Here is a 16,347-nt window from a genome sequence, read left to right on the forward strand (position 1 = left end):
TGGCGTCCCCTAGGGGACTCGAACCCCTGTTACCGCCGTGAAAGGGCGGTGTCCTAGGCCACTAGACGAAGGGGACAAAACCTTCTGTACATCTGATCAGCGCTTAGAACTGATCGATTCAAGGACGGTGTGGCCAGACCTTGAACCTGTAAATTGGTGGAGCTAAACGGGATCGAACCGTTGACCTCTTGCATGCCATGCAAGCGCTCTCCCAGCTGAGCTATAGCCCCTCATCGGTGAGGACGGGGCGAATCTTAATGGCGGTTTGGAAACGTGTCAAATTTATTTTCAACAATTTCCAAAATTTTTTGCCGGGATAACAATCACTTACCAGCGAAACCCCGGAAAACCGGGGTTTCGCCGTTTCAACCGCGTGCTTAAGCGATAGCGCCCAGCAACTTTTCCCACTCTTTGTTTTCTTTCTTCGATACACCACCAAGCAAATCAAGGGCTTGGCGCAGGCGGAAGCGGGTCAGGTCCGGGCCGAGGATTTCCATCGCATCAAGCACCGACACCGAACTGGCCTGCCCGGTGATCGCGGCAAACATCAGCGGCATGGCATCACGCAATTTCAATTCCAGGGATTCCACCACCGCCTGGATCGTCGCGGTGATCGCATCCTTCTCCCACTGGCGCAGGCTTTCGAGCTTCCACAGGATCAACTGCATCAGTTGGCGAACCTGGTCGCCCGAGAGTTTCTTGGATTCAAACAGCTTGGCATCCGGGTTCACGCCCCCGGCAAAGAAGAAGCTGGCCAACGGTGCGACCTGGCTGAACGTCTCCACCCTGCCCTGCACCAGCGGCGCGATCTTCATCATGTACTCGGGGTTCAACGCCCACTGCTGCACACGGCTGGCGAACTCTTCCACCGGCAGATCACGCAGCCATTGGCCGTTGAGCCACGACAGCTTCTCGATGTCGAAGATCGGCCCGCCCAGTGACACGCGGGACAGGTCGAAATTATCGACCATTTCCTGCAGCGAGAACTTCTCGCGCTCGTCCGGCATCGACCAGCCCATGCGGCCCAGGTAGTTGAGCATCGCTTCCGGCATGAAGCCCATGCGCTCGTAGAAGGTCACCGAGGTCGGGTTCTTGCGCTTGGACAGCTTGCTCTTGTCCGGATTACGCAACAGCGGCATGTAGCACAGCTGCGGTTGTTCCCAGCCGAAGTACTCGTACAGCAGGATCAGCTTCGGCGCCGACGGCAGCCATTCTTCGCCGCGCAATACGTGGGTGATGCCCATCAGGTGGTCATCGACCACGTTGGCCAGGAAGTACGTCGGCAGGCCGTCGGTCTTCATCAGCACCTGCATGTCCATGCGGTCCCACGGGATCTCGACGTCACCGCGCAGCATGTCCGGCACCACGCACACGCCTTCGCTCGGCACCTTCATGCGGATCACGTGAGGCTCGCCAGCGGCCAGGCGACGGGCCACTTCTTCTTTCGACAGCAGCAGCGCGCGGCCATCGTAGCGCGGGGTTTCGCCGCGGGCCTGTTGCTCGGCGCGCATCTGGTCCAGTTCTTCTGCGGTGCAGAAGCACGGGAACGCATGGCCCATGTCGACCAGTTGCTGGGTGTACTGCTTGTAGATATCGCTACGCTCGCTCTGGCGATACGGGCCATGCGGTCCGCCAACGTCCGGACCTTCCGCCCAGGTAATGCCCAGCCAGCGCAAGGCATCGAAAATCTGCTGTTCCGACTCACGGGTGGAGCGCAGTTGGTCGGTGTCTTCGATCCGCAGGATGAATTCACCGCCGTGCTGCTTGGCAAAGCAGTAGTTGAACAAGGCGATGTAAGCAGTACCGACGTGGGGATCCCCAGTAGGCGATGGCGCGATGCGCGTGCGGACGGTGGTCATGGCAGGTCTCGAATGGGCGATAAAACTGAAAATTGAAACAAGGGGCGAATGGTAACAGCCTGGGGGATTTCTGGAAAACCGAGGCGCGGCTATCGGGGCAAGCCCCCTCCCACAGTCGATATGTGAACACCGTCAAATGTGGGAGGGGGCTTGCCCCCGATGAAACCACCACCAATCAAACGGCCAGCAAGCGCTCGCGCAACTTGCCAATCTCATCCCGCGTCTGCGCCGCCGCCTCGAACTCCAGGTCACGCGCCAACTGGTACATCTTCTCTTCCAGTTGCCGAATCCGCTTGGTGATCTCACTCGGCGAGCGCAGTTCGTTCTCGTACTTGGCGCTCTCCTCGGCAGCCTTGGCCATGCCCTTGCGCTTCTTGCTGCGCGAGCCTGGCACGGTGGCGCCTTCCATGATGTCGGCGACGTCCTTGAACACGCCCTTGGGCGTGATGCCATTTTCCAGGTTGAACGCGATCTGCTTGTCGCGACGGCGCTGGGTCTCGCCAATCGCCCGCTCCATGGAACCGGTGATGCGGTCCGCGTACAGGATCGCCCGGCCATTGAGGTTACGCGCGGCACGGCCGATGGTCTGGATCAGCGAGCGCTCCGAACGCAGGAAGCCCTCCTTGTCCGCATCGAGGATCGCCACCAGCGACACTTCCGGCATGTCCAGGCCTTCGCGCAGCAGGTTGATCCCCACCAGCACATCGAAGGTGCCCAGGCGCAGGTCGCGGATGATTTCCACGCGTTCCACGGTGTCGATGTCCGAGTGCAGGTAGCGCACGCGCACGCCGTGGTCGGCCAGGTAGTCGGTCAAGTCTTCGGACATGCGCTTGGTCAGCGTGGTGACCAGCACCCGCTCATCCAGGGCCACGCGCTTGGTGATTTCCGACAGCAAGTCGTCGACCTGGGTCAACGCCGGGCGGATTTCGATTTCCGGATCGACCAGGCCGGTCGGCCGCACCAATTGCTCGATCACACGGCCGGCATGCTCGGCCTCATAGTTGCCCGGCGTGGCGGACACAAAAATAGTCTGCGGGCTGATGGCTTCCCACTCATCAAAGCGCATCGGCCGGTTATCCAGCGCCGACGGCAGGCGGAAACCGTATTCCACCAAGGTTTCCTTACGCGACCGGTCGCCCTTATACATCGCGCCGACCTGCGGCACGCTGACGTGGGATTCGTCGATCACCAGCAATGCATCCGGCGGCAGGTAATCGTAGAGCGTCGGCGGCGGCGCCCCGGACTCGCGCCCCGACAGGTAGCGCGAGTAGTTTTCGATGCCGTTGCAGTAGCCCAGCTCCAGGATCATCTCCAGGTCGAAACGGGTGCGCTGTTCCAGGCGCTGGGCTTCCACCAGCTTGTTGTTGGAACGCAGGTACTCCAGGCGCTCGGCCAACTCGGTCTTGATGCCTTCGATAGCGCCCATCAGGGTTTCACGCGGGGTCACGTAGTGGCTTTTCGGATAGAACGTGAAGCGCGGCAGCTTGCGGATCACCTCGCCGGTCAACGGGTCGAAGGCCGACAGGCTCTCGACCTCATCGTCGAACAGCTCGATGCGGATCGCTTCCAGGTCGGATTCGGCCGGGTAGATGTCGATCACATCGCCGCGCACCCGGAAGGTGGCGCGGGCAAAGTCCATGTCGTTGCGCGTGTATTGCAGGCTGGCCAGGCGACGCAACAGTTCGCGCTGGTCGAGTTTGTCGCCGCGGTCGACGTGCAGCACCATCTTCAAATAGGTTTCCGGGCTGCCCAAGCCGTAGATGCACGACACCGTGGTGACGATGATCGCGTCCTTGCGCTCCAGCAGCGCCTTGGTCGCCGACAATCGCATCTGCTCGATGTGGTCGTTGATCGACGCATCCTTCTCGATAAAGGTATCGGAGGACGGCACGTAGGCTTCGGGCTGGTAGTAGTCGTAGTAGGAAACGAAGTACTCCACCGCGTTGTTCGGGAAGAACGCCTTGAACTCACCATAGAGCTGCGCGGCCAGGGTCTTGTTTGGCGCCAGCACCAGGGTAGGACGATTGATCTGCGCGATCACGTTGGCGATGCTGAAGGTCTTGCCCGAACCGGTCACCCCGAGCAGCGTCTGGTGAGCCAGGCCGGCCTCGATGCCTTCGACCATCTGGCGAATGGCTTCCGGCTGATCGCCAGCGGGTTCAAAACGGGTGACGAGTTGGAAATCCGACATAACGTACCTCGTGAAGTCACCCCAGACTCGAAACCGCCAGGGACGAAATAGCTGGGCAACCCGCGAATGATCATCGCAGGTTGCAGGAAAAAACCATGATAGCTGTAGAAGTGGTGCCGAATGTGACGGGTTTCAAGACCATCGTCCTACGTGCCGTGCCGGATCAATGTTGCAATAAGACTAACGGTCAGCAAATAAACCGAAAAACTTGGCCGAAAAGCCATTTCGGCTGTCGCCCTCGACGGTGATGGCCTCTATACTAGCTCCCCGTTTGTGCACCGCTCTAGTGCATTCGGCTGGAGCGCGACACGTCCCTCCTACCCCCCATAGAGCTGCCGCAAAAATGAGCCTGTTCTCCGCTGTCGAAATGGCACCACGCGACCCTATCCTGGGCCTCAACGAAGCATTCAACGCCGATACACGAACCACCAAGGTCAACCTTGGCGTGGGCGTTTACTGCAACGAGGAGGGGAAGATTCCACTCTTGCGTGCCGTTGCCGAAGCGGAAGCCATTCGCGTGGCGCAACACGCCGCCCGTGGCTACCTGCCGATCGATGGCATCGCAGCCTACGATAAGGCTGTGCAAACCCTGCTGTTCGGCGCTGAATCGCCACTGCTCAGCGCTGGTCGCGTCACCACCGTACAAGCGGTCGGCGGCACTGGCGCGCTGAAGCTGGGGGCTGACTTCCTCAAGCAACTGCTGCCTAACGCCGTCGTCGCCATCAGCGACCCGAGCTGGGAAAACCACCGCGCGCTGTTCGAAACCGCCGGCTTCCCGGTGCAGAACTACCGCTACTACGACGCCGCCACCCATGACGTGAACCGCGCCGGCCTGCTCGAAGACCTCAACGCCCTGCCGCCGCAATCCATCGTGGTGCTGCACGCCTGCTGCCACAACCCGACCGGCGTCGACCTGAGCCCGGCCGACTGGCAGAACGTGCTGGACGTGGTCAAGGCCAAGAACCTGGTGCCGTTCCTCGACATGGCCTACCAGGGCTTTGGCGACGGCATCCACGAAGACGCCGCCGCTGTGCGCCTGTTCGCTGAATCGGGCCTGACCTTCTTTGTGTCCAGCTCGTTCTCCAAGTCGTTCTCCCTGTACGGCGAACGTGTGGGCGCACTGTCCATCGTCGGCGAGTCCAAGGAAGAAAGCGCGCGCATCCTGTCCCAGGTCAAGCGTGTGATCCGCACCAACTACTCCAACCCGCCAACCCACGGCGCGGCCATCGTGGCAGCAGTGCTGAACAGCCCTGAGCTGCGCGCCCAGTGGGAAGCCGAACTGGCTGAAATGCGCCTGCGCATCCGTGGCATGCGTGAGCAAATGGTCGCCACCCTGGCCAAGGCTGCTCCGGAGCACGACTTCAGCTTCGTCGGCCGCCAGCGCGGGATGTTCTCCTACTCCGGCCTGACCGTTGAGCAAGTTACCCGCCTGCGCAGCGAATTCGGCATCTACGCACTGGATACCGGGCGTATCTGTGTGGCGGCGTTGAACCAGTCGAACATTGATACAGTCACAAAGGCAATCGTTCAGGTGCTGTAAACCTGTAGCCGTTGCACCAGAAGGGGAAGCCGATGGCTTCCCCTTTTTCGTCTCCAGCCCCTAGACTGAACCTCGACCGCCCCTTTGCTGTGAGTACCTTATGAGAAACGACGACCTGGACCTGCGTGCCGACCGCGACGAGCTGGACCACTTCCCCCCGCGTGCACCGCAAGCAAAGCGCCAGAAGAGCCTGGTACTGCAAGTGGCGCTCGGTGTATTCCTTGGCGGCCTGGCACTGTGGCTGGTGCAGTTGGGCGCAACTGCAGTCATGGCAAAACTGGCCATGGGCACCCTGCAATTCGGCGGCTGATACCCATCACAATCTAGGAAGCAACCAGATCGCGTTCCTCCAACAGCTTTACAAAGCTGTTGAGGCTCTGCGACACCGTCCCGCGCCGCCAGATCAGCCAGGTATTCAAAATCCGGAAGTTATCCGTCAGCGGCCACACGCTCACCGCCGCCGACCCCGGCATGCTCTCCAGCATGCTGCGCGGCATCAGCGCCAGCCCGGCGCCGGCACTGACGCAGGCGAGCATGCCGTGGTACGACTCAATCTCGAAGATCTTGCCCGGCACCGCGCCATCCTGTGAAAACCAGCGCTCAAAGTGGTGCCGATACGAGCAGTTGGAGCGGAAGGTGTAGATGTTCTCGCCATTCACATCCTGCCCCCGGGTGATCGGCGCGTGTTGCAGCGGCGCGATCACTACCATCTCTTCCTCGAATACCGCCACGCCTTCCAAGGTGGCATGCAGCACCGGCCCGTCGACAAACGCCGCCGCCAACCGCCCCGACAACACGCCTTCGATCATCGTGCCCGACGGCCCGGTGCTCAGGTCCAGCTCGACCTTGGTGTGTTTCTGGTTGTACGCCGCGAGCAACGCCGGGATACGCACCGCCGCCGTGCTCTCCAGCGAACCGAGGGCAAACGCACCCTGGGGCTCCTCCCCCGCCACTGTCGCACGGGCCTCCTGCACCAGGTCGAGGATGCGCCGCGCATAGCCGAGGAAATTCCAGCCCGCCGGCGATAGACGCAAACGGCTTTTCTCGCGGATAAACAATTCCACGCCCAGGTCTTGCTCCAGTTGCTTGATGCGCGTAGTCAGGTTCGACGGCACGCGGTGAATCAACTGCGCGGCGGCGCTGATGCTGCCTTGTTCGGCAACGGCCTTGAAGATTTCCAGTTGCACCAGGTCCAAATCATTCTCCAATCGTGAATGTATTGCTTAATATTATTCAGTTTCCAGAAAAGATATACCCCCGTAGGCTGAACCCAACCTCATCATTCAGCAGGACGGTGCCATGAACGCGACTACCCACGCCCTCTCGATCAACCCGGCCAACGGCGAAACGGTCGGCAGCTACCCGTATGAAACCGCGCAGCAACTGGACGCCGCCCTCGAGCGCGCCACCCTCGCCTTCCGCACCTGGCGCCGCCAGCCGGTCAGCCAGCGCGCCGAGTTGCTGCTGAGCCTGGCCAGCGCCCTGCGCGAACAAGCCGAAGATATGGCGCAGATGATCACCCTGGAAATGGGCAAACCCATCGCCCAGGCCCGTGCCGAAATCGAAAAATGCGCGCAGCTCAGCGAGTGGTATGCCGCCCACGGCCCGACCATGCTCGCCCCGGAACCGACGCAGGTGGACAACGGCAGCGCCCAGATCGAATACCGCCCACTGGGTCCGATCTTCGCGGTGATGCCGTGGAACTTCCCGGTGTGGCAAGTGCTGCGCGGCGCCGTGCCGACCATGCTGGCCGGCAACACCTACGTGCTCAAACACGCACCCAACGTGATGGGCAGCGCTTACCTGATCCAGCAGGCGTTCCACACCGCCGGTTTTGCCAAAGGCCTGTTTGAAGTGGTCAACGTGACCAACGACGGCGTCTCCCAAGCCATCGCCGACCCACGCATCGCCGCCGTCACCCTCACCGGCAGCGTGCGCGCCGGTATCGCCATCGGCTCCCAGGCCGGTGCCGCATTGAAAAAATGCGTGCTGGAACTGGGCGGCTCCGACCCGTTCATCGTGCTCAACGACGCCGACCTCGATGCCGCCGTACAAGCCGCCCTGATCGGCCGCTTCCAGAACAGCGGCCAGGTCTGCGCCGCCGCCAAGCGCCTGATCATCGAAAAAGGTGTGGTGCAAGCCTTCACCGCCAGATTCCTCGAAGCCAGCCGCGCCCTGGTGATGGGCGACCCGACTTCAGCCGCCACCTACATCGGCCCGATGGCCCGCTTCGACCTGCGCGACGAGCTGCATGGCCAGGTCCAGGCGACTCTGGAAGAAGGTGCCACCCTGCTGCTGGGCGGCCATAAAATACCCGGCGCCGGCAATTACTATGCGCCGACCGTACTGGCCAACGTCACCGACCAGATGACCTCGTTCAAACAGGAACTGTTCGGCCCCGTGGCCTCGATCATCACCGCCCGCGACGCCGACCACGCCGTGGCCCTGGCGAATGACAGCGAGTTCGGCCTTACCGCGAGCATCTTCACCAGCGACCCGGCGAAGGCGCGGGACATCGCCAATCAGCTGGAAACCGGCGGCATCTTCGTCAATGCCTTCAGCGTCTCCGACCCTCGGGTGGCGTTTGGCGGGATCAAGAAAAGCGGGTTCGGCCGCGAGTTGTCTCACTTCGGTGTCCGCGAGTTCTGCAACGCGCAGACCGTGTGGCTGGATCGCACATAAATCAGAGCAGCGCCTGACCTGTGGCTCACCACAGGCATGCGGTGGCCTGAAATTGTTTATGCACGAATATGCCGCCGCACACACTGCACCAACCCCTCCAGCGCCTGCGACTTCACTGGCGCGAGCACACAGACCGTGTGTTCGCGCTGGTCCTCCTTCACCGTCAGGGTGTAATGCACCTGGCCCGGGTTACCGGGCGCGGGTTCACTGCTTTGCGGCAGTTGAAAGAAGTCGCACGCCTCGACCAACTGCCGCAACTCCTGCTGGTCCTGCTCGGGCAGGCTGTCCAGCTCAACCGTACGCGGCTTGGCCAGGCCCGGAAAAAAAGCAGGCCCGCCGTTTTCCTTCAGCGAAATTTGCATGGTTGCTCCTCACGTCAGACTGAAATACCGACCGCCTTCCAGCCCTCCTTGACCGCCTTCTGCTCATCCTTGTTCGCGCCGTAGAGGCGACCGGCAACATCGTAGGTAATGCGTGCAAAGCGCAAAAACCCTGAGTTCGGCCGCAACCGCGCATCACGCAACGCGTCGTACCAGATGCGCCCGGCACGTTCCCAGGCAAACCCGCCGATTTTCGTCGCCACCTGGTAAAACGCATGGTTGGGAATACCGGAATTGATATGCACCCCGCCATTGTCCTCGTAGGTCTGCACAAAATCATCCATGTGCCCGGGCTGAGGGTCCTTGCCCAGCAGCTTGTCGTCAAACGCGGTGCCGGGGGCTTTCATCGAGCGCAGCGCGGTGCCTTTGATCTTCTTGGTAAACAACCCTTTGCCGATCAGCCAATCGGCGTCCTCGGCCTTTTGTTTCAACGAATATTGCTTGATCAACGAACCGAACACGTCCGACAGCGACTCGTTCAACGCGCCGGACTGATTGAAATACATCAGCTTGGCCTCATCCTCGGTCACACCGTGGGCCAGCTCATGGCCAATCACGTCGAGGGCGACCGTGAAGCGGTTGAACAGCTCGCCGTCCCCATCCCCGAACACCATCTGGGTCGAGTTCCAGAACGCATTGTTGTAGTTCTGGCCAAAGTGCACGGTAGCGTCCAGGGCCATGCCGGCATCGTCGATGGAGTTGCGGTCAAAGACCTGATCGAAAAAGTCGAAGGTGGCACCCAGCCCATCATAGGCCTCGTCCACCGCCGCGTCGCCACTGACGGGCTGGCCTTCGCCACGGATGAGTTTGCCCGGCAGGCTGTCGCTGCCCTCGGCGCTGTAGATCGAGCGTCGTTTGTCGGCGCCCATGGCCAGCGCCAGGTGCGCCGGGCCCTTGGCGGGCACCGCGACCATGCGCAGCGAGCGGAAGGTGCTGTCCTTGGCGCGGGTACGCAGCGCGACATCCCGTTGCGCTTTGTCACCGTTACGCGCGATCTGGTCGAGCATATAGGGCGGGATCAGGCAGAAAATCGGGTTACGGTAATGGCGATCACACATGGGCTGGCTCCTTGTTGGCGTGTGCTGAACGTCCGGATGACCGTTTGAGGATAGCCCCCAGGGGTTAGTGCGTATGATCAATTGTCATTAATCTATGTTGCAGTCGTGTTTATCCAAGGAGGACTGACCGATGCCCGCACGTAAAGCCAAAATCGACCTTGCCTACCGCCCCCGGCTTGCCGACCTGCGCCCATTGATCGCGCCGAGCCCCACGCTGCTGGAGGCACGCGCAGCGACACCCCGCGTCACGCCGGCCAAAGACTTGAAGGACCGGCGTGGCTACGCGGAGGACTTTCTCGGCAGCTTCGGGGTGCCCTGGCCCACGCTGGAAGAAGCGTTGGCGAGCGATGCCCAGAAGCGCCTGGACTACACGCACTTCTCCATAACGATGTCACGCGCCAAGCGCCTCGCGCTGTATGTGGGCGTCAACATCGACGGCGGCCAGCATGTGGACATCATCCGCAGCAACGACACCTGGGCCTACGATGGCCGCCTGCCGGTCGACGCCCAAGTCGGCGAAGCGCTCTACGCCGGCAATGGCCTGGACCGCGGCCACCTGGTGCGCCGCCAGGACCCCAATTGGGGCGACGTGGCGCAAACCGCCAACCTCGACACTTTCCACTTCACCAACTGCTCGCCGCAGATGAGCGGGTTCAACCAGAAGACCTGGCTGGAACTCGAAGACTACATCCTCGACAACACCCAACGCTGGAAAGCCCGGGCCACGGTGTTCAGCGGCCCGGTGTTCGCTGACGACGACCGCATTTACCGGGGCGTGCAGATCCCCAAGGCGTTCTGGAAGGTGGTCGCCTACCTGAGCGATGACGGCAAGCCTTCGGCCAGCGCCTACATGATCGATCAGAGCCGCGAACTGGGCCAATTGGAGCTAGTGTTCGGCCAGCTGCGCACCTACCAGCGCAGCGTGATCCAGATCGAGCGCCTGACCGGCATCCGCTTCGGCAACCTGGCCGACTACGACGGCTTCAGCAACGAAGAACGCGCCACCGGCACGCGCATCGAAGCGCTGATCCAGGGGCCCGAGGACATTCGTCTCTGACCGGGCACGCCGTGGGCTATGTCGCCCCGCCTTAATCAACTACCATACCGCGCCGGTTCCCAAACGGGACTAATAGGGAATCCGAGGCGCGGTACACCCGCGCCAACCGGAACTGCCCCCGCAACTGTAGATGCCGAGCCTGCTCCTCGATGCCACTGGACCTCGTCCGGGAAGGCTGGAGCCTGGCGACGACGCATCAGTCAGGAGACCTGCCGGCCCAAGCTCAATCACTAACCGGCGGGGTGTCCGGGAAGGACATTCTTGCCTGTCGCTCCCCCGGAGCCCGAGAGTGAATTTCCGAATGGCACGTACGCTTCACTCGGAGATCGCCCCATGCTGCCACGCGTTACCGCCCTGCTCACAGGCGTTGGCTTCTGTGCCCTGGCCCAAGCCGCGCCCACTCACTACCCGCTGACGGTGGAAAACTGCGGCAGCCAGATCACCTTTGCGCAAGCTCCCGCCCGCAGCGTGACCATCGGCCAGGCCGCCACCGAGATGCTGTATGCCCTGGGCGTGGCCGATAAAGTGGTCGGCACCTCGCTGTGGTTCAACAGTGTGTTGCCGCAGTACAAGGCACAGAACGATAAAATCGAGCGCCTGGCCAACAACGAACCGAGCTTCGAAGCCGTGATCGCCAAGCGCCCGCAACTGGTGGCCGCCGAGCTGGAATGGGTGGTCGGCGCGCAAGGCGTGGTCGGTACCCGCGAGCAGTTCCATGAACTGAAGATCCCCACCTACCTGCTGCCCTCCGACTGCGAAGGCAAGGACAACCTGGTGGGCGCCGACGGCACACGGCTGGAGCCGTTTCGCATCGAGACCATCTATAAAAGCATCCGCCAACTGGCGCAGATCTTCGACGTGCAGGAGCGCGGCCAGCAGCTGAACGACGAGCTCAAGGCGCGCCTGGCCAAATCCGTCGCCACCGTGCAGGGCAAAGGCCTCAAGCAGGCCAGCGCGCTGGTGTGGTTCTCCAGTGCCGAGATGGCCAGCGATCCATACGTGGCCGGCCACAAAGGCATCCCCGAATTCATGCTGCAAACCCTGGGCCTTTCCAACGTGGTGCAGTCCGATGAAGAGTGGCCCGCCGTGGGTTGGGAAACCATCGCCAAGGCCAACCCGACCTTCCTCGTCATCGCGCGCATGGACCGCCGCCGCTACCCGGCCGACGACCATGAAAAGAAACTCGCCTTCCTGCGCAGCGACCCGGTAACGCGCAACATGGACGCGGTGAAAAACAACCGCATCATCATCCTCGACGCCCTGGCGTTGCAGGCCAGCATCCGCATGTTCGACGGCCTTGAACAACTGGCCACGGCCATCGACGGCTACGACCTGCCAAAATGATGCGCACCCTGCTCGCCCTGGCCCTGCTCCTGGTTGCCGTCCTCGCCGGCGTGGCCATTGGTGAAACCGCCATCTCGCCACAGGTGGTGCTCCAGGTACTCGCCAACAAACTGTGGGGCGCCGGCTACGTGCTCGACCCCATCGATGAAGGCGTGGTGTGGAACTACCGCCTCACCCGCGCCCTGGTCGCCGCCGCCTGCGGTGCCGGGCTGGCCACCTGCGGGGTGATTTTGCAATCGCTGTTGCGCAACCCGCTGGCCGATCCCTACCTGCTGGGCATCAGCGCCGGCGCTTCGACCGGTGCGGTGCTGGTGGCGTTGATGGGTGTGGGCGGCGGCTTGGTGTCGTTGTCGGCGGGCGCGTTTATCGGCGCGATGGCGGCGTTTGCCCTGGTGATCCTGTTGGCGCGGGCCAGCGGTTCGGTCAGTGGCACCGGCCAGATCATCCTCGCCGGTATTGCCGGCTCGCAATTGTTCAATGCGCTCACCGCGTTCCTGATCACAAAGTCGGCCAGCTCCGAACAGGCGCGCGGCATCCTGTTCTGGCTGCTCGGCAATCTAAGCGGCGTGCGTTGGCCCTCGGTGTGGCTGGCGGTGCCGGTGGCGGTCGCCGGCCTGGCCGTGTGCCTGTGGCACCGCCGGGCGCTGGATGCGTTTACCTTTGGCAGCGACTCGGCGGCGTCACTCGGTATTCCGGTGCGCCGCGTGCAATTTGTGCTGGTGGGCTGCGCGGCGCTGGTGACGGCAGTGATGGTGTCGATTGTCGGCTCTATCGGCTTTGTCGGGCTGGTGATTCCCCATGCCGTGCGCCTGTTGCTTGGCACCGGGCATTCGCGGCTGTTGCCCGCCAGCGCCTTGGGTGGCGCGTTGTTCCTGATTGCGGCGGATGTGCTGTCGCGCACGCTGATCAAGGGCCAGGTGATTCCGGTCGGCGTGGTCACCGCACTGGTCGGTGCACCGGTGTTTGCGCTGATCCTGATCGGCCGGAGGAATGCGCGATGACCGTCCTCAGTTGCAGCGGGTTGGGCTTCAAGGTGCGCGAGGCCGAGTTGCTGCGTGATATTCATCTGGACGTGCAATTGGGCGAAACCCTCGGCATCGTCGGCCCGAATGGCTCCGGCAAATCCACCTTGCTCAAGCTGTTGGCCGGGCTACGTGCACCGGCGTCCGGCGACGTGCTGCTGGGCGGCCAGCGCCTGGGCACGCTGTCCCGCCGCGCCATCGCGCAGCAACTGGCCGTGGTGGAGCAACAGGCCGACACCGACGACGCCATCCGCGTATTCGACGCCGTGGCGCTGGGCCGTACGCCGTGGCTGTCGGCGCTGAGCCCGTGGTCCTTGGATGACGATGCGATCGTGCGCCAGGCCCTGCGCGACGTCGACGCCACCCACCTGAGCCACCGTGCCTGGCGCAGCCTCTCGGGCGGGGAACGCCAGCGCGTGCACATCGCCCGCGCATTGGCGCAACGGCCGCAGATTCTGTTGCTGGATGAGCCGACCAATCACCTGGATATCCAGCATCAGCTGGCGATCTTGAAGGGTGTGCAGGCGCTGCCCGTGACGACCTTGATTGCGCTGCATGACCTTAACCAGGCACTGACCTGTGACCGCCTGGCAGTGTTGGATCGCGGGCGGTTGGTGGCGCTGGGCAAACCGCTGCAAGTGCTGACGCCGCAGCGGTTGCACGAGACATTCGGCGTGCAGGCGCATTACCTGACGGACCCGTTTGATGGGGCGCAGATCCTGCGGCTGCGTTCCGCTTGATACTGGAATAGCGGTTTATCGTGGCGAACGGGCTTGCCCCGCGTTGGACTGCGAAGCAGCCCCAATAAGGCCGCTGCATTCCTCCAGGTCGAACTGGGGCGCAGGGTTTCAGGGCCGCTGCGCAGCCCAACGCGGGGCAAGCCCGCTCGCCACAACAGGCCTACAGGGACCGCTGCATATGCGTCGTCCGCCACAGCGGGTCTGCTTCCACATCCACCACCTCGAACCCCTGCCGAACCCAGAACTCAATCGCTCCCGGCAAAAATGGGTGGGTATGCAGGTACATCACCTCAACCCCATCCGCCTGCGCCAGCGCTTCCAGCGCGCGGTACAACTGCCTCGCCAGGCCAAAACGACGGAAGGCGGGAAGCACAAACAACCGCACCACCTCCACCGTCTTGCGGCCTTGGTAATTCAACTGCGGGAAACGCCCATCATAGGGTAGGTAGCCAATGGCAGCGACAATCTGCCCCTCAGCGCAAGCGATCAGAAATTGCCCATGGCCCTGCAGATAGACCGCCTCGAAACGCGCCAAGTCTGCCGGCATCCCCTCTGCATTGAGCTTGGGGAAAAGCTCGGAACGAGCTTGCAGCACGAACCTCAATACCTCAGGGATATCCGCCGTCGCGACCGCCTGAATGCTGAGCCTTGGGCTCATACAATGGCTATCTGCGTAATCCCCAACACCTGCGCCTGCTCCAGAATTTCTTCCGGGCTTGCATCCGCAGGGGGCAGGATCAAGCCATTCTCGGCATCGCCGAAATGCAGCTGCAGGAGGTGCAACGCCGCCTCATGTATCGACAACCGGGATTGCTCAAGTTCGAACACGTGGGTGCGGGATTCATCGTTGAACAGGTAGCTGAGGGTGTATTCGCGCATGGAAAAGTCCTGGGAGGGGAAGAAGAGCAGCTGATTAACCTGACTCATCGATCAGTTTTTAAGTTCAATGGATCAGCCTTTACCGTCTTGCCGGCAGCACTCACAGGCGCAACTCGCACACCCCACTGCCCTTTATCCCAGACGTACGCACGCTTACATGGCGGCTTGAATGATCATCTCCCCAGTCGGGCACTGATCCACTGGCGGCTATAAGCAAGCACGCTCCCCCCCATCACCACCGGAAAATGAATAAACCCATGCGCCGCCTCCGGCAGCAGATACGCCTCTGCCCGCGGCCACCGCTCAGCGATCAACAGCGTGTCATCCTTCAATGGGTCCAACTCCCCCACAAACATCAACGCCGGCGGCAGGCCCTCGAAGTCGCCATACAACGGCGATAACGGCGGCTGCCGACGCTCATCATCACTCAACCCCGGGGTCAGCATGCGCAGCGCCTCGACCATGCCCGGGCCGTCCAGCAACAAGGTGTCCGGCCCCGCCGCGCGCACGCTTGGGGTGCCGGTAAGGTCGTAGACGCCGTAATACAACACCGCCCCGCACACGCGCTGGAGCAGTTGCGGCCATTGCTTCAACGCCAGCAATGTCGTCGCCGCCAAGTGCCCGCCGGCCGATTCGCCGACCACGAACACCGGCAGGCCGACAAATTCATCGGCCGTGAGCAACCAACGCGCCGCCGCCAGACAGTCGTCCATCAGCCCTTCGACCGGCGTGTCGACCGCCAGCCGATAATCCACCGACACCACCGCCACCTCGCAGGCGTTGACCATGCCCAGGTTGAGGTCGTCATCCATCTGTGCATTGCCGATCACCCAGCCACCACCGTGGATATCCAGCACCACGCCCTTGGGCTTGCCGCTTGGGCGCAGGATGCGCACGGGTACGAAGTCGACCAGTTTGCATTCAGCAGCTGGCGCTTTCTTAAGCATTTGGCTGGTGCGCAACAGCGCCTGGATCAGGCGCGGTGTGACGCGATTACGGATCTTGAAGCGCGGCATCCAGGCGAGCTTCTGGTTGAAGCGGCGCATCTCGGCCAGTTCCGGGCCACTGGCGGGCCAAGGTGTGTAGGCCATCAGCGGTTATTCCGCAGGATCGAAAAGTTCAGCGCCGCTGCCACGCACAGCCACGCCAGGTAGGGGAACAGAATCAAGCCGGTGATCAAATCCAGTTGCACCGCCAGTACCACCATGGTCGCCACGGTCAGCCACAGCACCGCGAGAATCACCATCCCGGCCAGAAGCCGATGGGCGCCGAAGAACACCGGCGTCCACAAGGTGTTCAAGGCGATCTGCGCGGCCCACAAGGCCAACACCATTTGGCTGCCCGGGATAAGGCTGAGGCGGTAACCGGCCCAGGCCAGCAACAGGTAGATAATCGTCCAAGCCACCGGGAACAGCCAGTTGGGTGGGGTGAAGCTGGGTTTGACCAGGGAGTCGTACCAGGCTCCCGGCTTGAAGATAATGCCGGTACTGGCAGCGGCGGCGCAGGCGAGCAGGAAGATGAAGAAGGTCATGGGCGGTCCTTGGCTGGGTATTTCAACTTTGACGCGTAGCAAGCGGGTAAAAGTTCACTGCGAT

General features: G+C 62.3%; 16 protein-coding genes, 2 tRNA genes and 1 riboswitch. Of the genes, 7 read left to right on the forward strand and 11 right to left on the reverse strand.

Annotation, left to right across the window (positions count from 1 at the left end):
* The 4 genes from AC3WP7_RS03885 to uvrB form a co-directional block, all read right to left on the reverse strand.
* Positions 1-76 (reverse strand) — tRNA-Glu (locus AC3WP7_RS03885).
* A gap of 78 nt (positions 77-154) precedes the next feature.
* Positions 155-230, reverse strand: a tRNA-Ala gene (locus AC3WP7_RS03890).
* Positions 231-377: 147 nt separating this feature from the next.
* Positions 378-1,859 (reverse strand): glutamate--tRNA ligase, encoded by a 1,482-nt coding sequence (gene gltX, locus AC3WP7_RS03895; protein ID WP_058427800.1) that lies wholly within the window; start codon positions 1,857-1,859, stop codon positions 378-380.
* A gap of 175 nt (positions 1,860-2,034) precedes the next feature.
* On the reverse strand, positions 2,035-4,050 hold the full coding sequence (gene uvrB, locus AC3WP7_RS03900) for an excinuclease ABC subunit UvrB (protein ID WP_071490114.1): 2,016 nt from the start codon (positions 4,048-4,050) through the stop codon (positions 2,035-2,037).
* Positions 4,051-4,393: 343 nt separating this feature from the next.
* On the opposite strand from uvrB, the gene AC3WP7_RS03905 reads away from it, so the two are divergent.
* On the forward strand, positions 4,394-5,590 hold the full coding sequence (locus AC3WP7_RS03905; protein ID WP_102593014.1) for an amino acid aminotransferase: 1,197 nt from the start codon (positions 4,394-4,396) through the stop codon (positions 5,588-5,590).
* Between the two features lie 100 nt (positions 5,591-5,690).
* Positions 5,691-5,900, forward strand: a complete 210-nt coding sequence (locus AC3WP7_RS03910) for a hypothetical protein (protein WP_093124704.1) — start codon at positions 5,691-5,693, stop codon at positions 5,898-5,900.
* 13 nt (positions 5,901-5,913) lie between these two features.
* Here AC3WP7_RS03910 and ptrR read toward each other — a convergent pair whose 3' ends face one another.
* The gene (ptrR, locus tag AC3WP7_RS03915) at positions 5,914-6,786 is read right to left on the reverse strand and encodes a putrescine utilization regulator PtrR (protein ID WP_092250317.1); all 873 of its coding nucleotides are present in this window, start codon (positions 6,784-6,786) and stop codon (positions 5,914-5,916) included.
* Positions 6,787-6,889: 103 nt separating this feature from the next.
* Here ptrR and AC3WP7_RS03920 point away from each other — a divergent pair, with 103 nt between their 5' ends.
* On the forward strand, positions 6,890-8,272 hold the full coding sequence (locus AC3WP7_RS03920; protein WP_093513102.1) for an aldehyde dehydrogenase family protein: 1,383 nt from the start codon (positions 6,890-6,892) through the stop codon (positions 8,270-8,272).
* Between the two features lie 56 nt (positions 8,273-8,328).
* Here the strand turns inward: AC3WP7_RS03920 and AC3WP7_RS03925 are convergent, their stop codons facing one another.
* Both AC3WP7_RS03925 and AC3WP7_RS03930 read right to left on the reverse strand, forming a co-directional pair.
* The gene (locus AC3WP7_RS03925) at positions 8,329-8,634 is read right to left on the reverse strand and encodes a protealysin inhibitor emfourin (RefSeq protein WP_071490119.1); all 306 of its coding nucleotides are present in this window, start codon (positions 8,632-8,634) and stop codon (positions 8,329-8,331) included.
* Between the two features lie 14 nt (positions 8,635-8,648).
* Complete coding sequence (locus AC3WP7_RS03930) at positions 8,649-9,710, reverse strand: M4 family metallopeptidase (protein WP_071490120.1); 1,062 nt, start codon at positions 9,708-9,710, stop codon at positions 8,649-8,651.
* A gap of 130 nt (positions 9,711-9,840) precedes the next feature.
* Here AC3WP7_RS03930 and AC3WP7_RS03935 point away from each other — a divergent pair, with 130 nt between their 5' ends.
* From AC3WP7_RS03935 to AC3WP7_RS03950, 4 genes are all read left to right on the forward strand, one after another.
* Positions 9,841-10,767 (forward strand): DNA/RNA non-specific endonuclease, encoded by a 927-nt coding sequence (locus AC3WP7_RS03935; RefSeq protein WP_102593015.1) that lies wholly within the window; start codon positions 9,841-9,843, stop codon positions 10,765-10,767.
* Between the two features lie 36 nt (positions 10,768-10,803).
* A riboswitch (cobalamin riboswitch) is annotated at positions 10,804-10,998 on the forward strand.
* Positions 10,999-11,100: 102 nt separating this feature from the next.
* Complete coding sequence (locus AC3WP7_RS03940) at positions 11,101-12,111, forward strand: ABC transporter substrate-binding protein (protein WP_092250306.1); 1,011 nt, start codon at positions 11,101-11,103, stop codon at positions 12,109-12,111.
* A complete protein-coding gene (locus AC3WP7_RS03945; RefSeq protein WP_092250303.1) occupies positions 12,108-13,112 on the forward strand; it encodes a FecCD family ABC transporter permease in 1,005 nt (334 codons plus the stop codon). Before AC3WP7_RS03940 ends, AC3WP7_RS03945 begins: the two co-directional genes overlap by 4 nt.
* Positions 13,109-13,873 carry an ABC transporter ATP-binding protein gene (locus AC3WP7_RS03950; RefSeq protein WP_092250301.1) on the forward strand — a complete coding sequence of 255 codons (765 nt, stop codon included), beginning with the start codon at positions 13,109-13,111 and terminating at the stop codon, positions 13,871-13,873. The genes AC3WP7_RS03945 and AC3WP7_RS03950 overlap by 4 nt, the downstream gene beginning before the upstream one ends.
* A gap of 160 nt (positions 13,874-14,033) precedes the next feature.
* Here the strand turns inward: AC3WP7_RS03950 and AC3WP7_RS03955 are convergent, their stop codons facing one another.
* The 4 genes from AC3WP7_RS03955 to tspO all read right to left on the reverse strand — a co-directional run bounded on the left by AC3WP7_RS03955 (position 14,034) and on the right by tspO (position 16,283).
* Positions 14,034-14,531, reverse strand: a complete 498-nt coding sequence (locus AC3WP7_RS03955) for a GNAT family N-acetyltransferase (RefSeq protein WP_102593016.1) — start codon at positions 14,529-14,531, stop codon at positions 14,034-14,036.
* Positions 14,528-14,752 carry a hypothetical protein gene (locus tag AC3WP7_RS03960; protein WP_071490201.1) on the reverse strand — a complete coding sequence of 75 codons (225 nt, stop codon included), beginning with the start codon at positions 14,750-14,752 and terminating at the stop codon, positions 14,528-14,530. Before AC3WP7_RS03960 ends, AC3WP7_RS03955 begins: the two co-directional genes overlap by 4 nt.
* A gap of 173 nt (positions 14,753-14,925) precedes the next feature.
* Entirely contained in the window at positions 14,926-15,843 is a 918-nt protein-coding gene (locus AC3WP7_RS03965) for an alpha/beta hydrolase (RefSeq protein WP_102593017.1), read from the reverse strand.
* The gene (tspO, locus tag AC3WP7_RS03970) at positions 15,843-16,283 is read right to left on the reverse strand and encodes a tryptophan-rich sensory protein TspO (protein WP_093124739.1); all 441 of its coding nucleotides are present in this window, start codon (positions 16,281-16,283) and stop codon (positions 15,843-15,845) included. Before tspO ends, AC3WP7_RS03965 begins: the two co-directional genes overlap by 1 nt.
* Between the last annotated feature and the right edge of the window lie 64 nt (positions 16,284-16,347).

The organism is Pseudomonas sp. FW305-3-2-15-C-LB1 (assembly GCF_058787615.1).